This window comes from Paracoccus zeaxanthinifaciens ATCC 21588, from assembly GCF_000420145.1.
Taxonomy (GTDB): domain Bacteria; phylum Pseudomonadota; class Alphaproteobacteria; order Rhodobacterales; family Rhodobacteraceae; genus Paracoccus; species Paracoccus zeaxanthinifaciens.
Map to the genome: position 1 here is coordinate 156,759 of NZ_ATUJ01000006.1, position 17,499 is coordinate 174,257.

A 17,499-nucleotide genomic window follows, 5' to 3' on the forward strand; every position below is an offset into this window, starting at 1 on the left:
GATAGATCGCCCGTCCCCGACCATGAGGCCGCCCATGAGCTTTCGCGCCCGCCACCTGCTGGGCATCGATCACCTGAAGCCGGACGAGATCACCGCGCTTCTGGATCTTGCGCAGGAATACGCCGCCTTCAACCGCCGCACGATCAAGCATTCGGACGCGCTGGCAGGCATGACCCAGATCAACATGTTCTTCGAGAACTCGACCCGGACGCAGTCCAGCTTCGAGCTGGCGGGCAAGCGTCTGGGCGCGGACGTGATGAACATGTCCATGCAGTCCAGCAGCGTGAAGAAGGGCGAGACCCTGATCGACACCGCGCTGACGCTGAACGCCATGCAGCCCGACCTGCTGGTCGTGCGCCACCCCCATTCGGGGGCGGTGAACCTGCTGGCCGAAAAGGTGAACTGCGCCGTCATCAACGCGGGCGACGGGCGGCACGAACACCCGACCCAGGCCCTGCTGGACGCGCTGACGATCCGCCGCGCCAAGGGGCGCCTGCATCGGCTGACCATCGCCATCTGCGGCGACATCGCCCATAGCCGCGTCGCGCGGTCGAACCTGATCCTGCTGGGCAAGATGGAGAACCGCATCCGCCTGGTCGGGCCGCCGACGCTGATGCCGTCGGGGGTGGCCGATATGGGGGTCGAGGTTCACCAGGACATGAAGAAGGGGCTGGAAGGGGCCGATGTGGTGATGATGCTGCGCCTGCAGAAGGAACGCATGGATGGCGGCTTCATCCCGTCGGAACGCGAATATTTCCACCGCTTCGGGCTGGATGCGGAAAAGCTGGCTGTCGCCGCGCCCGACGCCATCGTCATGCATCCCGGCCCGATGAATCGCGGGGTGGAAATCGACGGCACCATCGCCGACGACATCAACCGCAGCGTCATCCAGGACCAGGTCGAGATGGGCGTCGCCGTCCGCATGGCCGCGCTGGACCTGCTGGCCCGCAACCTGCGCGCCGAACGCGGACGCGCAGCATCGGGGGTGATGGTATGAGCACGACCCTCTTCACGAATGCCCGCCTCATCGACCCCGAGGCACAGACCGACGGCATGGGCAGCCTGCTGGTCCGCGATGGCCGGATCGCGGGCATCGGCGCCCCGGACGAACCCGCCCCCGAGGGCGCGACCCAGATCGACTGCCGCGGCCGCGCCTTGGCCCCCGGCATCGTCGATTGGGGCGTCAAGATCGGCGAGCCGGGCGAGCGTCACAAGGAAAGCTTCCGCAGCGCGGGACGCGCGGCTGCGGCGGGCGGCGTGACCACCGTCATCGTCCGCCCCGACACCCTGCCCCCCATCGACACCCCCGAGGCGCTGGAATTCGCCGCCCGCCGCGCCACCGACGCGCCCGTGAACATCCGCCACATGGCCGCGCTGACCCGCGCCCGCGAGGGCCGCGAGATGGTCGAGATCGGCTTTCTGACCGATGCGGGCGCGGTCGCCTTCACCGATGGCGTGCGCGTCGTTCGCGACAGCAAGCTGCTGTCGCGCTGCATGACCTATGCCCGGGGCTTAGGCGCGCTGATCGTAGGGCATCCTCAGGATGCGTCGCTGTCCGCAGGGGCCGCGGCGACCAGCGGCAAGTTCGCCTCGCTCTATGGCATTCCGGCGGTGTCGCCCATGGCCGAGGTGATGGGCCTCGACCGCGACCTGGCCCTGGTCGAGATGACGGGCGTGCGCTGGCATGCCGACCAGATCACGACCGAGGCCGCGCTGCCCGCGCTGGCGCGTGCCCGCGACAAGGGGCTGGACGTGACTGCGGGGATCTCGATCCACCACCTGACGCTGAACGAATACGACGTGGGCGATTACCGGACCTTCTTCCGCTTCACCCCGCCCCTGCGCCCCGAGACCGACCGCCAGGCGATGGTCGATGCCGTGGCCAGCGGCGCGATCGACGTGATCGCCAGCTTCCACACACCCCAGGACGAGGAATCGAAGCGCCTGCCCTTCGAGGCCGCGGCCCCCGGTGCCGTCGGCCTTCAGACCCTGCTGCCCGCCGCCATGCGGCTGGTCCATCAGGGCGGGCTGACATTGCCGCAGCTGTGGAGGGCGATCTCGCTTAACCCGGCGCGCAGGCTGGGGCTGGAGGCGGGGCGGCTGGCCAAGGATGCGCCCGCCGACCTGGTGCTGTTCGATCCCGACGCGCCCTTCGTCATGGACCGCTTCGCGCTGCTGTCGAAATCGAAGAACACGCCCTTCGACGGGGCAAGGATGCAGGGCCGGGTCAAGGGGACCTGGGTCGCAGGCAATCGCGTCTATGGGGGCGAGGCATGATCTGGGCGATCTTCGGATATCTTCTGGGGTCCGTCCCCTTCGGCATCGTCATCACACGGGCGATGGGCCTGGGCGATCTGCGCCAGATCGGGTCGGGCAATATCGGCGCGACCAACGTGCTGCGGACGGGCAACAAGCCCGCGGCCCTGGCGACGCTGCTGCTGGATTCGGGCAAGGGCGCGATCGCCGTGCTGATCGCACGCCAGTTCGGCGGCGCGGATGCGGCCCTGCTGGCGGGGGCCGCGGCCTTTCTGGGGCATTGCTTCCCGGTCTGGCTGGGCTTCAAGGGCGGCAAGGGGGTCGCGACCTTCCTCGGCACCATGATCGCGCTGCACTGGCCCGTGGGGCTGGCCGCCTGCGCGGTCTGGCTGGCGACGGCCGCGGTCTCGCGCATCTCCAGCCTGTCGGCGCTGGTGGCCGCGACATCGGCGCCGTTGCTGGCCCTGGGCCTTGGACGGCCCTGGCTGGCCCTGGCCGCGGTCTTCATGACGGCGCTGATCTTCCTGCGCCACCATGCCAATATCCGCCGCCTGATGGACGGGTCCGAACCGAAGATCGGGCGGAAGTGACGCCCTAGCGCTGCGCGACGATGGTCGGCCGGTTCGACCGGCTGGCCGCGACGGGGGCGCGCGCCTCTTCGTGTTCGGGCTGGGCATCCGCGATGCCGGGTCCGAACACGGGTTTGACTGCGCGGGGCGGGGTCTGCATCCGCTCCAGCGCGGCGGCACCGCGACGGGCCGAATGCGCGATCGACACCAGCGCCGAGGCCGCCGCCGCCAGAAGCACCAGCGCGGCCATCCCCACCATTCCCAGGGCGATCGGCATGGGCGGCACGCCCTCGGCCTGGCGGATCAGAACCGCGACCGCCGCGACCAGCGACAACGCGCCGATCAGGAAGACAAAGGCCACCAGACGGCCGAACCACGCCAGGAAATCGATACGCATCATCTGCCCCAAATCATTCGTTTCGGCAGGCGATGCCACCACCGGACGCGCCGATCAAGCGCGTCCGGGGTCACATGAACGGGATCAGTACGAATATTCGTCGTAGATCCGGCCCAGATCGCCCTGCCAGTCGCCGTGATAGCGTTCGAGCAGCTCGTCGGCGGGGGCCTTGCCGCTGTCCACGCTCTCGCGCAGGGCATTCAGGAAATGCGTCTCGTCGGGGACAAGGCCGCCCTGGCCGGGGCGCGCGCGGTTCTTCAGGCCCGTCTCGGCGATGGACAGCACCTCGCGCGACAGGTCCAGCAGGCGGACGCCGCCGGCCTCGCCCGCAAGGGCGTCGCGGCCCGCGGCCACGCGCAGGCCCTGGCGCGTCTCGGCGTCCCAGCCCTTGACCAGGTCCCAGGCGGCATCCAGCGCCTGCTGGTCATAGGTCAGGCCCACCCACAGCGCGGGCAGCGCGCACAGGCGGCGCCACGGACCGCCATCGGCGCCGCGCATCTCGATGAACTTCTTGACGCGGGCCTCGGGGAAGACGGTCGTCATGTGGTCGGCCCAGTCCGACAGGGTCGGAACCTCGCCCGGCAGGGCGGGCAGGCGACCGTTCAGGAAATCGCGGAAGGACTGCCCGAGCGCGTCGATATACTTGCCATCGCGATACACGAAATACATCGGCACATCGAGAACGTAGTCCACCCAGGCCTCGTATCCGAAGCCGTCCTCGAAGACGAAGGGCAGCAGGCCCGTGCGGGCATCGTCCAGGTTCTGCCAGATATGGCTGCGCCAGGATTTCATGCCGTTGGGCTTGCCGTCCAGGAAGGGCGAATTGGCGAACAGCGCCGTCGCCACCGGCTGAAGCGCCAGCGCCACGCGCAGCTTCTTCACCATGTCCGCTTCCGAGGAATAATCCAGGTTCACCTGCACGGTGCAGGTCCGGTACATCATCTGCGTGCCAAGCGTGCCGACGCGACCCATATAGTCGGTCATCAGCCGATAGCGCCCCTTGGGCATCATCGGCATGTCCTCCTGCGACCAGATCGGCGCGGCCCCAAGGCCGATGAAGCCCGCGCCGATATCGGATGCCACGGCCTCGACCTCGGCCAGATGGCTGTTCACCTCGTCGCAGGTCTGGTGGATCGTCTCCAGCGGCGCGCCCGACAGTTCCAGCTGGCCGCCGGGCTCCAGGCTGATATTCGCGCCGTCGCGTTCCAGTCCGATCAGCTTGCCGGCCTCCTGCACCGGGGTCCAGTTGAAGCGGTCGCGCAAACCTTCCAGCATGGCGGTGATGGATGCGTCACCCTCGTAGGGCAGCGGCTGCTTCGTCGCCTCGACATAGCCGAACTTCTCGTGCTCGGTCCCGATGCGCCAATCCCGTGCCGGTTTCTCGCCCGAGGCGACATAGGCTGCCAGTTGATCGCGGCTCTCGATCGGGCCACCGCCCTGCTGGGGAATTGACATGGGGGCGCGGCCTCTTTGACTGGTTGCAGTCGGTCACAGGTGGCAAGCCGACTGCGCCAAGTCAAGGCGTGGGCGGCCGATTGCCCGCGCCGTGATGCGGCCGCCGCCACAGCACCGCAAGACGTGGCGCATCGGACACGCGCATCGCCTGCGCAAGGACGCCCATGTCGATGCCGGGCAGCCGCGCGAAGGCATCGGCCAGCGCCTCGGCGCCCTGCGCATCGACGGGTACCAGCAGCGCCTCGGGGCCCGCGCCGCGCAGGCGCCAATGCGCATGGCCCCGCAGGTCGATCAGGCGGATCTCGGACAGGTCCGACAGGGCCATCTCTCCGCCCATGCTGTCGGTGCCCCAGTAGCGGACGGCCCCCTCGACCACCTCGACCAGGCCGGGCGAGGCGACGTCGCGATGAAAGAAGGACCGCCGCACCGCCCCAAGCGCCAAGACCGCGCCGACACCCGCCAGCCCCGCGCCCAGGACACCCCAGAACCAGCCGCCGCGCGTCGCGATCCAGACGCCCAGCACCGCCACGGCGGCGCTGACGATCGCCTCGGAATGACGGCGCAGGCTGTCGCGCAGCTCGGGGCGGATCATGCGTCCTGCCACCGGGCCAGGTCGTCCTCGTCGCCGTCCCTGGCCGCGACCCAGGCGACAGACCCGTCGCGGCGGATCTCGCGCTTCCAGAAGGGGGCGCGGGATTTCAACCAGTCCATGAGATAGTCGGCCCCCTCGAACGCGGCGCGGCGGTGGCGGGCGGCGGTGGCGACCATCATGATCGGCTCGCCCACCGCGATGGTGCCGTGCCGGTGCAGGATGTGCCAGTCCGACAGCCCAAAACGGTTCGCGGCCCGTTCGCCGTATTCGGCCAGAAGCCGCTCGGTCATGCCGGGATAATGCTCGATCTCGAGCGCGCTCAGGGTGCCGCCCTCATCCCGGACGATGCCGGTGAAGGTGACGATGGCGCCCGCGCCCCGCCCGAAATCCCGCAGCTGGGCCGCGGGGTCGAAGGGCGCGGACTGCACATGGGCCGACATGGGGGTCAGCCGCCCGTCATCGGCGGAAAGAAGGCCAGTTCCCGGACCCCGTCCAGCGGCGCGTCCAGATTGGCCAGCTGCTGATCGACCGCGCAGCGCAGCGATGCGGGATCGGCGAAGGCCGCCGCATGGCCCGCCGAACGCGCCGACAGTTCGGCCATCAGCGCGCGCACGGTCGCGGCTTGGGTCTCGACAGTCTCGCGCGGGGTGCCCACGCGTTCGCGCAGGGACGCGAAATAAAGGACCTCAAGCGTCATCACCCGGTTCCTTGAGGAAGGGCAGCGCCTTGGTGAAATAGTCCCAGCCCGTCCAGAAGGTCAGGCCCGCGGCGATCCAGATCAGGACCAGCCCCGCATGGGTCGCCAGTGCCGCAGGGCTGCCCGACCAGATCAGGCCGGTCTCGCCCACGCGAGGGGGGCTGCCGACCTCGACATAGGCAAGCCCCGTCCCGAGGAACAGGACCGAGATCGCGACCATCTGCACGGTCGTCTTCCATTTCGCGAGATTGGTCACCGACAGGTTCCGCGACCGGTCGCCCAGGTATTCGCGCAGGCCCGACACGAAGACCTCGCGGAACAGGATCACCGCGACGGGCAGGATCAGCCAGGGGTTCATGCCGCTGTATCCGGTGATCACCATCAGCGCGATCACCACCATCGCCTTGTCGGCGATCGGGTCCATCGCCGCGCCGAAGCGGCTTTCCTGTTTCCACGCGCGGGCAAGATAGCCGTCGAACCAGTCGGTCACGGCCGCCAGAAGGAACAGCGCAAGCGCCGCCCAGTCGGCCCAGGGCCGTTGGAAATAGAGGAACATCAGCGGCACCGCCGGAGCGGCGAGCAGTCGCATCATCGTCAGGATATTGGGCAGGGTCCAGCGCATGGCCGCAAGCTAATCCCTGCCCGTCCGCTTGGAAAGGGGCAAGGCGCAGTGTCAGGCAGGCTCGGCGCAGCCCTCGGGCAGATCGAAGCGGCGACCCGCGATGATCAGGCGATGCGCACGGATGCGGTATTCGCCCAGCGAACCCGTGGCGGGGCCGAAGACCTCGACCATGTCGCCTTGCAGGATCGGCGCATCCTCGAGGCCGGCGGCGCGATTCTCGGCGTGGCTCGCAAGCTCGACGGTCCAGTTGAAGCCGTCGGCGGCGCGGACCTGCAGGGTCGGCTGGCTGCCCGCGATGTTGATGTCCGTCAGAAGGCCCGTCAGGCGCTGACCGCCCCCGGTGGGGACTGCGCCCGTGACATCCACGGGTGCGCGGCAGGGGCTGCGATCAGCAAGAAGGCCGAAGCGGCGGAGGAAAGGCATGGCAATCTCCCTTGTTCGGTTGGGCGTCAACCTTAGCGCGAAACCGACGATCCCCGGCGGTAGCACGATACCCTTTGGGACAATCGCGGATTTCCGCCCGTTTCAGCCCTTGGCGTGGAAGTGGTCATAGACCTTCTGCGCGATCGCCGCCGAGATCCCCTCGACCGCCTGCAGATCGGCCAGACCCGCACGACTGACGGCCTTGGCGCTGCCGAAATGCGCCAGCAGCGCGCGCTTGCGCGCGGCACCGACGCCCGCGATCTCGTCCAGGGGGTTCGACATGACCGATTTCGCGCGCTTGGCGCGATGGGTGCCGATGGCCCAACGATGCGCCTCGTCGCGCAGGCGCTGGACGAAATAGAGGACCGGGTCATTCATCCGCAGCGCGAAGGGGCGCTGACCGTGGCGGTGGAACTCCTCCTTGCCGTGATCGCGGTCGACGCCCTTGGCGACGCCGATCATCGGGATGTCCTCGACGCCCATCTCGGCCATGATCTCGTGGACGGCGCTGACCTGCCCCGCGCCGCCGTCGATCAGCAGCAGGTCGGGCCAGGCCTCGGTCATGCGGTCCGGGTCCTCTTTCAGCAGGCGGGAGAAGCGGCGGGTCAGCACCTCCTTCATCATGCCGAAATCATCGCCCGGCGTGATCTCGGTGCCCTTGATGTTGAACTTGCGGTACTGGTTCTTGATCCAGCCTTCCGGCCCCGCGACGATCATGCCGCCGACGGCGTTCGTGCCCATGATGTGGCTGTTGTCATAGACCTCGATCCGGCGCGGGGGTGCGGGCAGGTCGAACGCCTCGGCCAGCCCCTCGAGCAGGCGCATCTGGGTCGCGCTTTCGGACATGCGCCGCGCAAGGCTTTCCTTGGCGTTGCGCAGGGCGTTCGTGACCAGCTCCTGCTTCTCTCCGCGTTGGGGGACCAGCAGCTCGACCTTGCGGCCCGCGCGTTCCGACAGGATGTCGCCCGCCAGCTCGGGATCCTCGGGGGGGTGGGACAGGATCACCTGCCGCGGCGGCGGCTTGTCGTCGTAGAACTGCACCAGGAAGGCCTGCATCACCTCGTCGGGGGATTCGGCACCGCCGAGGCGGGGATAGAAGTCGCGATTGCCCCAGCTTTGATTGCCGCGGATGAAGAAGACCTGCAGGCAGGCCTGCCCGCCCTCCATGTGCAGGGCGATGATGTCGGCCTCGGCCACGCCCTTGGGGTTGATGGCCTGCACCGATTGCACGGCGGTCAGCGCCTTGATCCGGTCGCGCAGCGCGGCGGCGCGTTCGTATTCCATCGCCTCGGCCGCCTCGGCCATCTCGGCCTTGAGATTGGCCTGGATGGTCGTGGACTTGCCCTGCAGGAAGCGTTCGGCATCGCCGACAAGGGCGTTGTAATCCTCGACCCCGATGCGCCCGACGCAGGGGCCGCTGCACCGCTTGATCTGGTACAGCAAACAGGGCCGCGTGCGGGATTCGAAGACGCTGTCGGTGCAGTTGCGCAGCAGGAACACCCGCTGCAGCTGCGTCAGCGTCCGGTTCACGGCCCCCGCGCTGGCGAAGGGCCCGTAGTAATCGCCCTTCTCGGATTTCGCGCCGCGATGCTTCTTGATCTGCGGAAACTCGTGCCCCTTGGCGACAAGGATGTTCGGGAACGACTTGTCGTCGCGCAGCAGCACGTTGTAGCGCGGCTTCAGCTGCTTGATCAGGTTCTGTTCCAGCAGCAGCGCTTCGGTTTCGGTATTGGTCGTCAGGAACATCATGGCCGCGGTCTCGCGGATCATGCGGGCGATGCGCGCCGAATGCCCCGAGGGGCGGGCATAGTTCGACACCCGCGCCTTCAGGTCGCGGGCCTTGCCGACATAGAGAACGGCCTGCTGCGCATCCAGCATCCGATAGACGCCGGGGCTGCCATCGAGCGTTCTGACATAGTCCTGGATGAGCGCGTGGCCGGTTTTCTGGGTCATGTCGTCAAGAAAGTGATTCTTTTCATCGGCTGCAAGTTTCCGACTGCCTTGGCAAGGGAGAGTCTTTCCACGGATTCTGTGGATAACTCTGTGCAAGGCCTGTGAGGCAGCCCCGCCCGCACCAGCAATCGTTACAGTTCAGTGAAACTGCCCTATTTTTAGGCAGCACCCAAGGGCATTGATTTCATTGCCTTTATTTTTCATCCACAGGGGAAGCATCGGAAATACATGGAAGAATCCCGGTCATGCACATGAACGTGGGCGGCGGGTGGACAAAGATGCCGCAGGGGAATGGCGGCGGGCCTATTCACGGCCCTGCACATCGGGCGTCTTCCAGCCCAGATGCTGCCCTCCGTCCACGCAGATCAGCTGCCCCGTCACCCCCCGCGCCGTCACGAGATAGCGCAGCGCGTCGCAGATGCCCTGCGGGTCCGCACCGCGCCCCAGCACGGTCGAGGCGCGCTGCCGGGCAAAGTGATCCTCGGGCTGGCGGGCGCCGATCAGGGTCGGTCCGGGACCGATCGCGTTCACGCGGATATCTGGGGCCAGCCCCTGCGCGGCGGTGCGCGTCAGCCACCACAGCCCGGCCTTGGCGATGGAATAGGTCATGAATTCCGGCGTCGGCTTCAGCACCCTCTGATCGACCATGTTGACGACCACAGCCTGCGCCTCGGGCTCGCCGTTCTCGTCGGGGGCGGCCTTCGGGGCCTGCGCGGCAAAGGCCTGCATCAGCTGGAAGGGCGCGCGCAGGTTGCTGTCCATGTGCCTGTCCCAGCCCTCCATCGAGGCGCTGTGCAGGTTGTCGTAATCGAAGATCGAGGCGTTGTTCACCAGGACGCCCAGTTGCCCCATCGCGTCATGGACCCGCCCGACCAGCGCACCCGCCTGGTCGTGGTCCAGCAGGTCCGCCTGGAAGGTCCGCGCATCGACGCCCAGGGCACGCGCATCGGCGGCGGTCTGTTCGGCAGCCTCGGCCGATCCGGCGTAATGGATCGCGACGGGATGGCCCATCCGCGCCAGTTCCAGCGCCATCGCGCGGCCCAGCCGCTTCGCGCCACCCGTGACCAGTGCGACGCCCTTCACAGCAGCACCCATACATAGGTTCCGTAGCAGGCCAGCAGCACGGCCCCCACGGCACGCCCCATCGCGATGCCCCGGAACAGGAACGGCATCAGCAGGGCCGAGCTTGCCAGCATGACCCATAGGTCCAGCCGCAGCATCTCGGGCGGGACGGGCAGCGGTGCCACGATCGAGGTGATCCCGAGGATCGCGAGGATGTTGAAGATGTTCGAGCCGACGACATTGCCAAGCGCCATGTCCGCCCGCCCCCGCAGCGCCGACGCGACCGAGGCCGCCAGTTCCGGCAGCGAGGTTCCGATGGCGACCAGCGTCAGGCCGATCACGGTATCGCTGATCCCGAAGGCCAGCGCGATCTCGGTCGCACCCGCGACCAGCATGTTCGCCCCGATGGGCAGCGCGACGAGGCCCGCGACCAGCCAGAGGGCGATGCGCGGCCAGGTGGCGCCCAGCTCGGCGCCCTCGACCTCGTCGGCGGCCTCGGCCTTGCCGGTGGTCAGCTGCCGCCACAGCACCAGCGCCAGCGCGACCAGAAGCAGCATGCCCTCGATCCGGCCGATGGTGCCCGTGAAGGCCAGCGCGATCAGCAGGACCGAAGCCCCCATCATCATCGCCCAGCTTTCGCGCAGGTCGTGCCCACGTGTCGGGATGCCCGAGATCAGCGCGGTCGCGCCCAGGATCACCAGCACGTTGGCCACGTTCGATCCGACGACATTGCCCAGCGCGATGCCGCTGGACCCCTTCAGCGCCGCCGACAGCGACACCAGCAGTTCAGGCGCCGAGGTGCCGAAGGCCACGACGGTCAGGCCCACGACCAGCGGCGTGATGCCCAGCCGCAGCGCAAGGTTCACCGCGCCCTTGACCAGCAGGTCGCCGCCAAGGACCAGAAGGACAAGCCCGCCCAGGACAAGAAGAATTTCAGCGATCACGACGCCCGATCCCAAGAATGTTGCGCAGGGCCCGGCGGAAGGCAGGGCCGCGGATGACGGCCATCGCGACCATCACCAGAAGAAACAGAAGAACGACGCGGACGCTCATGCGCGGGTTCCGAAGCGCTGGAACGCGGCGCGTTCCTCGGCGGCGTCGAACAGCGCATCGGCGGACAGCCCGATCCGGCGCAGCAGCGGACGGCGCAGGCCAAGCGCGTCGAAGCGCAGCTTCTCGCCGTAAAGCTCCTTCATCTTCGGGACCAGGTGGCCGATCCCGTCCGCAAGCCCGAGGCGCACGGCCTCTCGGCCCGCCCAGAACTCGCCGGTGAACAAGTCGCGATCCGCGTCCAGCCGGTCGCCGCGACGGCTGCGGACATGATCCTTGAAGGCCTCGTGGATGGGCAGCAGGATGTTGTTCAGCCGCGCCACGTCCTCGGGGTTCTCGGGGCGGAAGGGGTCCATGGTGGATTTCGACCGACCCGCCGTGTGGACCCGACGCTCGATGCCCCACCGCTCGATCAGCTCGTGGAAGCCGAAGCCCGCCGAGATCACGCCGATCGACCCCAGGACCGAGCTTTCGTCCGCCCAGATCCGATCCGCCGCGCAGGCCAGCCAATAGCCGCCGGACGCGGCCATGTCCTCGACGAAGGCATGGACGGGGACGCCGGTCTCGTCGGCGACGCGGCGGATGCGCGCACCGATCAACGAAGATTGCACCGGCGATCCGCCGGGCGAATTGATCGCAAGGGCCACCGCGACGGGCTTGCCGCGCCGGAAGGCGCGTTCGATCAGCGGGGCCAGTGCGGCGTCGTTCAGCCCCCCGCCACGACCGGCGCCACCGATGGCGCCCGTCAGGCGGATGACCGCGACACGTGGCTTGCGGGACAGAAGCGGGGTCAGGACGGGTATGCGCATGTCACGACAGATAGGCGCTGCGCATCGCGGCGACAAGCAGCCGCGTCAGCCTGCCGCGCGGATCGTGTCGCCGGGAATGAAGGTCGGCGTCAACGAGATGACGCGATCCTCGGGGCGGGTATCCTTGCCCGCCACCAGCCGCGCCGCGCGGCGACCGATATCGACGCGGCGCGCATCGGTCGTGGCCAGCCGCACCGGCAGCCCGTCCAGCAGATCGACCCCGTTGAAGCCCGCAAGCCCGATCCGGCCCGGCACGTCATATCCCTGGTCGAGGCAGTGCAGCATCCCCCCTGCCCCGATCATGTCGTTCGAGAAATAGAGGAAATCCAGATCCGGCGCGCGCGACAGGATGCGCTCGGTCAGCTCGCGGCCCTTCAGCAGCGACGACCCACCCTGGTAGTATTCGCGCGCCTCCAGCTGGATGCCGGCCTTGGACAGACCCTCCTCGAAGCCCAGCAGGCGTTTGCGGGCGCGGTGATCCTCGGGCATGTGCGTGCCCACGAAGCCGATCCGGCGATAGCCTGCGGCGACAATGCGCTCGGCCATCTCGCGGCCCGCGCGGATGTGGCTGATGCCCACCAGCGTGTCGATCCCCTCGCCGTCGGTATCCATGATCTCGACCACCGGGATGCCGGAATTCTGCAGCATGGCCCGGGCGGCCTTGCTGTGTTCCAGCCCCGCCAGGATCACCCCCGAGGGCCGCCATGACAGCATGTCGTACAGCACCATCTCCTCTCGGGCGGGGGAATAGTTGGTGACCCCGATAACCGGCTGCAGCCCAGTATCGTCCAGCTCTGCCGAGATCCCGCCCAGCACGTCCGGAAAGACCAGGTTCGACAGCGACGGAATGACCACGGCCACCAGGTTGACCCGCTGGCTTGCCAGTCCGCCCGCGATCTTGTTGGGCACGTATCCCAGCATCTTGGCGGCGGTCAGCACCTTTTCGCGCGTGGCGGCCGACACGTCGCCCCGGTTGCGCAGGACGCGGCTGACCGTCATCTCGGACACCCCCGAGGCCTCGGACACATCGCGGAGGGTCAGCGGGCGTCGCGGTCTGGTAGGGATCATGGGATGTCGTTTCCAGTGTTGCAGGCCCGTCATGTTAGCGCGGGTCAGGCCCTGCCACAACCAGCCCCGGATCACCGCTTGCCAAAGCGCCCCCCTGCCCGATATTCAGGGCGCGACGGCCCCGTGGCTCAACTGGATAGAGCAGCCCCCTCCTAAGGGGCAGGTTGCAGGTTCGAATCCTGCCGGGGTCACCATTTTTCAATTTTATATCATACACTTGCGCGATCCATGCGCGCACATCCTGCAGGTTCTTGCAGGATTTTCCGGCGGTTTTCGGTGCTGGATCGAGAGCATCCCGTACAAAACCCGTACAGTTGGACCGGGCTGGCTTTGATTCAGCTGGGAGATGGGCAAAGAAAAACCTCGGTCCGGCGGCAACCGAAACCGAGGCAAATTCAAAAGCAGGCACGAAATTCTGCTTCCCCAAGTATAGCGCATCGAGCCGCCCTGTCACAACGAAAATCCTGCGGGCCGGCTGTCCCGATGGGAGGTTCGCATGACGCATGTGTTGACGCACCGCGGTCTGCCGGACGGGATGACCCGATGGGACCTCTACGGCCTCGTGGTCAAGGCGGCGAAGCATTTCGGCCTGACCGATACGATGCTCAAGTACCTGCGCTTCGCGATCTCCCGGACACAGGATCAGGACTATGCCGCAGGCAGGATTTGCGCCTTGTGGCCCTCGGTCTCGGAAACCGCATCGCAGCTGGAGGCGGACCCGCGCCAGATTGCCCGGGCCGAGGCCCGGCTGGCGGAGCTGGGCTTCATCGTGAAATCCAGCGCAGCGCGGTGTCGGCGCTACGGCGTCAGATCGGAAAACGTCATCCGCTACGCTTTCGGTATCAACCTCGCCCCGCTGGTGGATCGGGCCCGCGAGATCGAGGCCGCCGCGCGGAAGGTTTGCTTCGAGAAGGAAGAGGCCAAGCGCCTGCGCCTTCATATCCCCAAGCTGTTGGAGCGGGTCCGCACCTCCGGGGACGCTTCCGCCGAAGAGGCCGCGGAAGTGATCCTGCCATCTCGCCGCCCCTCCCGCATCTGGCGCTATGCGCGGCTGAAGGAGATCGCCGACGCGCTGGAGGCCTTGATCGAGACGTTCACCGACGCGTCTGTGGCAGTGGAAATGTCCGACCGGTGCGACGCGGATGTCGCACCCAGCGAAGGTAGAAAAACAAACTCAAAAAGAAGTAGCAGCGGGCAGCCCGAACCCCGGCTGACCCCGGCGCAGTTCTGCATTCTCGCCAGCACAGGCTTCGAAGATGCGGTTCGGCAGTATGCGCCTCCCGGTGCGCCGCCGGATTGGCGCACGATCCCCGCCGCGGCAAAGGATTGGGCGCAGGTACGGGGCATCCCGGTTGGTCTCTGGCAGCGGCAGGTCGACTGCCTCGGTCCGGAGAAGGCGGCCATCTGTCTTCTCGTCGCAGATCGAAATGCAGAGCGGGTCGGCAGTGTGCATCAGGTCGATGACCTTCGCCGAGCGTTCCTGGGCCTGGCGCGCAACACCGCTGCGCGTGGTTCCGCACTTCACGGTTTGGTCGGAGAGCTCCAAGGCTTGCGGCGTCAATTGCACGACCGCGCCACCATGCCCGACGCTTCAGGTCATGTGCCGCGGAGTGGTGGTGAGATCGCCTCCCACACGGCAGGCGAACCACCGCTTCGCAGCCGCCAGCGGCGGCTCCCGGAGGCAACGGTGCAGGTTTTCCGCGAAATGTCAGAGGGGGCCGAGTGATGGTCACGGGACGGAAATCAAGTTCACCCACGTCTTGCGACGCGGGAACAGGCGAGGGGGCTGCGCCCCCTTCGAACCCCCCGGCAGTTTCAGGAGCCAAGTATGCCGAGCAGTTGTCCCGATCGATCACCTTCCGGGTGTCCCAGTTTGAGAAGGACGCATTGGATGACATCGCGCGTCAGGCCCGCCGGCCTCTAGCGGAGCTGCTGAGAGAGGCCCTGGGGATGGTGACGTCCGGCCACCGCACCAACATCCCCATGGCGCCGCCGGAGTTGATGCGGGCCGTCGCTCGCCTCGAGGCCGACATGGATGAGGTCACGCGCGTTCTGCGGGCGGCCGAGGCAGATGGCAGCTATCTGGACCGCCTGGCGATCCTGAGCCTGCTGGTCGCCATCGATCGGAAGCTGGGCAAGCTGGCGCACCGGCATTGGAGCTGGCGATGATGGTCAAGTTCTTCGACCATGGTCAGGGCGAGGCCGCTCCTGCGGTGAAGTACCTTATCGAGGAGGTGGTGGTAGACTACGACCAGTACCGCCAGCCCAAGCTCGACGCGGCTGGCAGGATCAAGCGTGTGCGCCGCTCGATCGTTCCCGAGGTTCTGAAGGGGCACCCGGAGCGCATGATCGACCTCGTGGACGCTGTGCCGCATCGCTGGCGATACAAGTCCGGGGTGTTGAGCTTTGCCGCCGAGGATGCCCCGACAGAAGCGCAGCAGCGCCAGATGATGGAGGCGTTTGAGGCCTTCGCTTGCCCGGGCCTAACCCATGACAGCTATCGGATGTTGTGGGTGCGCCATCTGCACGCAGGTCGCGTGGAGTTGCACTTCCTTATGCCGCGGGTGGAGCTGCGGACGGGAAAGTCCCTCAACATCGCGCCGCCAGGTCACGAGCAGTCGTTCCTGGCTTTCATGGATCTGCACAACCGGCGGCATGGCTGGGCCGATCCCATGGACCCGGGGCGGGCACGCGACGTGAAGACCATCACCGAAGCGCCAGAACGGGCGCAGACACGAGAAGCGGTCCATGAGTGGGTGAAGGAGCAGGTCGGTCTGGGGGTGATCCATGACCGCGATACGCTGCTCGAAGCGCTAAAGAGCGTCGGCTTCGCCATCCCGAGAGCGGGGGGCGATTACGTGACCGTCGCCGACCCTGACCAGCCAAAGAACAAGTGGCGTTTGAGAGGAAAGTACTTCCATGACGACTGGACCGCAGAAACAGCTCAGCCCCCGCATCCGACAGAACATGGAGCAGATGCTGGAGGCTCAGCTCGACTCGCTGCAATCCCAATTGAAGAGCTCGAACGATGTGTTGCGGAAGACTGCGCAAAGCGCCGCGCGTACAATCTCGGACGATTTAGAGAGCCTTCGCGACCTGTCCCGCAAGAGCACGCAGGACCTGAAGGACGAGGTGGCGCACCGAAGGGCCGAGATCGAGAGCCTGATGCGGGAGCTGGAGCAGCAGCGCCTGAGCCACGGCAAGATCGTGACAGGGAAGGTGGTGGCCCTGATCCTGTCGGGGATCGCCCTCGCCGGGTTAATGGCGGCGTTCAGCGCGTTCCTAGGCGCGAAGGTGGCGACCCTGCCGCCGCCCGAGCCACCGATCCAGCTGATCCCGGAGCAATTGACGGGCAGCCGGACTATCCGTGGCGTCGGCGGCCTGGGACAGGTGATCGTCCTGCCGTCGGGACTGTCGCCCGCAAGCTGCCCGATCGGCGCTGGAACGAACCGCACCTGCCTGACGATGGAGTGATCCCCGATGACCCTGACACCGCTCGAGAAAGAGTTGCTCGCCTGCGTCGAAGAATTGGAGAAGAGCGTGTCCGCGTGCATGCAGCGGCAACTCGAGCAAGAGAAGGCGCTCGCCGAATTGCGGAGCGAATTGAACGACTCGTTGTCGACCTTGCACGGCGCCTTGGAGGCCGGGCGCCGGCCGCTGGAGCAGACCGAGCCAGAGGAGCGCAAGCGGACGGGATTCATCCGCAGGCGCCCCTAAGCGTTGGTATTGAGCCAGAGCAGTGAAAGTGGATGAGGAAATGACAGCGAAAACTGTGCAGGGGAAAGCAGCAAGACCTTCGTACCCGGCCGAGACAAGGGCAAGCGCGGTCCAGGAGGTCCTCGATGTCCAGGACGATCACCCGTCCCTCTGGGCTGCCGTCACCGAGGTGGCGCCACGCGTCGGCTGTGCGCCGAAGACATTGCTGGAGTGGGTTCAGGACAGCGGTCTGCTGCAGACTGTTGATTCAAGGCTTCTGTCCAACCGGAAGCGCCTCGCTGCGTTGTCGAAGGCCGAGCTTGAGCTGGAGAACCAGCGGCTGCGAGCCGAGAACGACGTGTTACGACAGGCCTGCGTGATCTTCGCCCGCGGCCCGGCGGGGGGAGGGTTCTGATGGCGCATTGGTATACGGCTGACTTGCATTTCGGGCATGCTCGCGTAATCGAGTTGGCTCGGCGGCCTTTTTCGTCCCTGTCAGAGATGAACCGCGCCGGGTTTGCCGGAGGCTGATTTCGGTTAGTTACGCGGCCACGGCTTCTGTTTCCATAGTGGCGTAGAAGTTTGCCTCTGCTTCTGCCGGCGGGATGTTCCCGATCGGCTCGAGCAGGCGACGGTTGTTGAACCAGTCGACCCATTCGAGGGCGGCATATTCGACGGCCTGGAAGTTGCGCCAAGGACCGCGACGGTGGATGACCTCGGCCTTGAACAGGCCATTGATTGTCTCCGCCAAGGCGTTGTCGTAGCTATCGCCGACGCTGCCGACGGAAGGTTCGATGCCGGCCTCGCCGAGCCTCTCAGTGTATTTGATCGACAGGTATTGCGACCCTCG

Annotated in this window: 21 protein-coding genes and 1 tRNA gene; 9 read left to right on the top strand and 13 right to left on the bottom strand. The window is 67.0% G+C overall.

Annotation, left to right across the window (positions count from 1 at the left end):
- Window positions 1-34 precede the first annotated feature (34 nt).
- Genes F804_RS0108235 through plsY form a run of 3 tightly spaced genes read left to right on the top strand, consistent with a single transcriptional unit; the run spans window position 35 to window position 2,846 of the window.
- Window positions 35-997, top strand: a complete 963-nt coding sequence (locus F804_RS0108235; protein WP_022707278.1) for an aspartate carbamoyltransferase catalytic subunit — start codon at window positions 35-37, stop codon at window positions 995-997.
- A complete protein-coding gene (gene pyrC, locus F804_RS0108240) occupies window positions 994-2,277 on the top strand; it encodes a dihydroorotase (protein ID WP_022707279.1) in 1,284 nt (427 codons plus the stop codon). Before F804_RS0108235 ends, pyrC begins: the two co-directional genes overlap by 4 nt.
- A complete protein-coding gene (gene plsY / locus F804_RS0108245; protein WP_022707280.1) occupies window positions 2,274-2,846 on the top strand; it encodes a glycerol-3-phosphate 1-O-acyltransferase PlsY in 573 nt (190 codons plus the stop codon). Before pyrC ends, plsY begins: the two co-directional genes overlap by 4 nt.
- A 4-nt stretch (window positions 2,847-2,850) precedes the next feature.
- On the opposite strand, the gene F804_RS0108250 is transcribed toward plsY, so the two are convergent.
- The 12 genes from F804_RS0108250 to F804_RS0108310 form a co-directional block, all read right to left on the bottom strand.
- Window positions 2,851-3,222, bottom strand: coding sequence for a hypothetical protein (locus F804_RS0108250; RefSeq protein ID WP_169447686.1), 372 nt, complete (start codon window positions 3,220-3,222; stop codon window positions 2,851-2,853).
- An 84-nt stretch (window positions 3,223-3,306) separates the two neighbouring features.
- Window positions 3,307-4,677, bottom strand: a complete 1,371-nt coding sequence (locus F804_RS0108255; RefSeq protein ID WP_022707282.1) for a glutamate--cysteine ligase — start codon at window positions 4,675-4,677, stop codon at window positions 3,307-3,309.
- A gap of 61 nt (window positions 4,678-4,738) precedes the next feature.
- The gene (locus F804_RS16025; RefSeq protein WP_211214618.1) at window positions 4,739-5,281 is read right to left on the bottom strand and encodes a hypothetical protein; all 543 of its coding nucleotides are present in this window, start codon (window positions 5,279-5,281) and stop codon (window positions 4,739-4,741) included.
- The gene (locus tag F804_RS0108265) at window positions 5,266-5,709 is read right to left on the bottom strand and encodes a molybdenum cofactor biosynthesis protein MoaE (protein WP_022707284.1); all 444 of its coding nucleotides are present in this window, start codon (window positions 5,707-5,709) and stop codon (window positions 5,266-5,268) included. The genes F804_RS16025 and F804_RS0108265 overlap by 16 nt, the downstream gene beginning before the upstream one ends.
- Before the next feature lie 5 nt (window positions 5,710-5,714).
- On the bottom strand, window positions 5,715-5,966 hold the full coding sequence (gene moaD, locus F804_RS0108270; RefSeq protein ID WP_022707285.1) for a molybdopterin converting factor subunit 1: 252 nt from the start codon (window positions 5,964-5,966) through the stop codon (window positions 5,715-5,717).
- The gene (pgsA, locus tag F804_RS0108275; protein WP_022707286.1) at window positions 5,956-6,588 is read right to left on the bottom strand and encodes a CDP-diacylglycerol--glycerol-3-phosphate 3-phosphatidyltransferase; all 633 of its coding nucleotides are present in this window, start codon (window positions 6,586-6,588) and stop codon (window positions 5,956-5,958) included. The genes moaD and pgsA overlap by 11 nt, the downstream gene beginning before the upstream one ends.
- Window positions 6,589-6,639: 51 nt before the next feature.
- Window positions 6,640-7,011 carry a hypothetical protein gene (locus tag F804_RS0108280; RefSeq protein ID WP_028725778.1) on the bottom strand — a complete coding sequence of 124 codons (372 nt, stop codon included), beginning with the start codon at window positions 7,009-7,011 and terminating at the stop codon, window positions 6,640-6,642.
- 102 nt (window positions 7,012-7,113) lie between these two features.
- A complete protein-coding gene (uvrC, locus tag F804_RS0108285) occupies window positions 7,114-8,964 on the bottom strand; it encodes an excinuclease ABC subunit UvrC (RefSeq protein WP_022707287.1) in 1,851 nt (616 codons plus the stop codon).
- Window positions 8,965-9,267: 303 nt separating this feature from the next.
- Window positions 9,268-10,059 carry an SDR family oxidoreductase gene (locus F804_RS0108290; RefSeq protein ID WP_022707288.1) on the bottom strand — a complete coding sequence of 264 codons (792 nt, stop codon included), beginning with the start codon at window positions 10,057-10,059 and terminating at the stop codon, window positions 9,268-9,270.
- A complete protein-coding gene (locus tag F804_RS0108295) occupies window positions 10,044-10,970 on the bottom strand; it encodes a calcium/sodium antiporter (protein WP_022707289.1) in 927 nt (308 codons plus the stop codon). The genes F804_RS0108290 and F804_RS0108295 overlap by 16 nt, the downstream gene beginning before the upstream one ends.
- A gap of 105 nt (window positions 10,971-11,075) precedes the next feature.
- Entirely contained in the window at window positions 11,076-11,885 is an 810-nt protein-coding gene (locus tag F804_RS0108305) for a S49 family peptidase (protein ID WP_022707291.1), read from the bottom strand.
- Between the two features lie 45 nt (window positions 11,886-11,930).
- Window positions 11,931-12,953, bottom strand: coding sequence for a LacI family DNA-binding transcriptional regulator (locus F804_RS0108310; RefSeq protein WP_022707292.1), 1,023 nt, complete (start codon window positions 12,951-12,953; stop codon window positions 11,931-11,933).
- Between the two features lie 117 nt (window positions 12,954-13,070).
- Between F804_RS0108310 and F804_RS0108315 the strand changes: the two genes are divergently transcribed.
- From F804_RS0108315 to F804_RS0108345, 6 genes are all read left to right on the top strand, one after another.
- Window positions 13,071-13,147: transfer RNA gene (locus F804_RS0108315), tRNA-Arg, on the top strand.
- Between the two features lie 302 nt (window positions 13,148-13,449).
- Window positions 13,450-14,679, top strand: a complete 1,230-nt coding sequence (locus tag F804_RS0108320) for a helix-turn-helix domain-containing protein (RefSeq protein WP_022707293.1) — start codon at window positions 13,450-13,452, stop codon at window positions 14,677-14,679.
- A gap of 113 nt (window positions 14,680-14,792) precedes the next feature.
- Window positions 14,793-15,122, top strand: a complete 330-nt coding sequence (locus F804_RS0108325; RefSeq protein ID WP_022707294.1) for a hypothetical protein — start codon at window positions 14,793-14,795, stop codon at window positions 15,120-15,122.
- 750 nt (window positions 15,123-15,872) lie between these two features.
- Window positions 15,873-16,427, top strand: coding sequence for a hypothetical protein (locus tag F804_RS17655; protein WP_022707295.1), 555 nt, complete (start codon window positions 15,873-15,875; stop codon window positions 16,425-16,427).
- 6 nt (window positions 16,428-16,433) lie between these two features.
- Window positions 16,434-16,670: a hypothetical protein gene (locus tag F804_RS17660; RefSeq protein WP_022707296.1), complete on the top strand. Its 237-nt coding sequence runs from the start codon at window positions 16,434-16,436 to the stop codon at window positions 16,668-16,670.
- Between the two features lie 40 nt (window positions 16,671-16,710).
- On the top strand, window positions 16,711-17,064 hold the full coding sequence (locus tag F804_RS0108345; protein WP_022707297.1) for a transposase: 354 nt from the start codon (window positions 16,711-16,713) through the stop codon (window positions 17,062-17,064).
- Window positions 17,065-17,190: 126 nt separating this feature from the next.
- On the opposite strand, the gene F804_RS0108350 is transcribed toward F804_RS0108345, so the two are convergent.
- On the bottom strand, window positions 17,191-17,499 hold a 309-nt coding region (locus tag F804_RS0108350), incomplete at its 5' end, for an IS3 family transposase (RefSeq protein ID WP_022707298.1).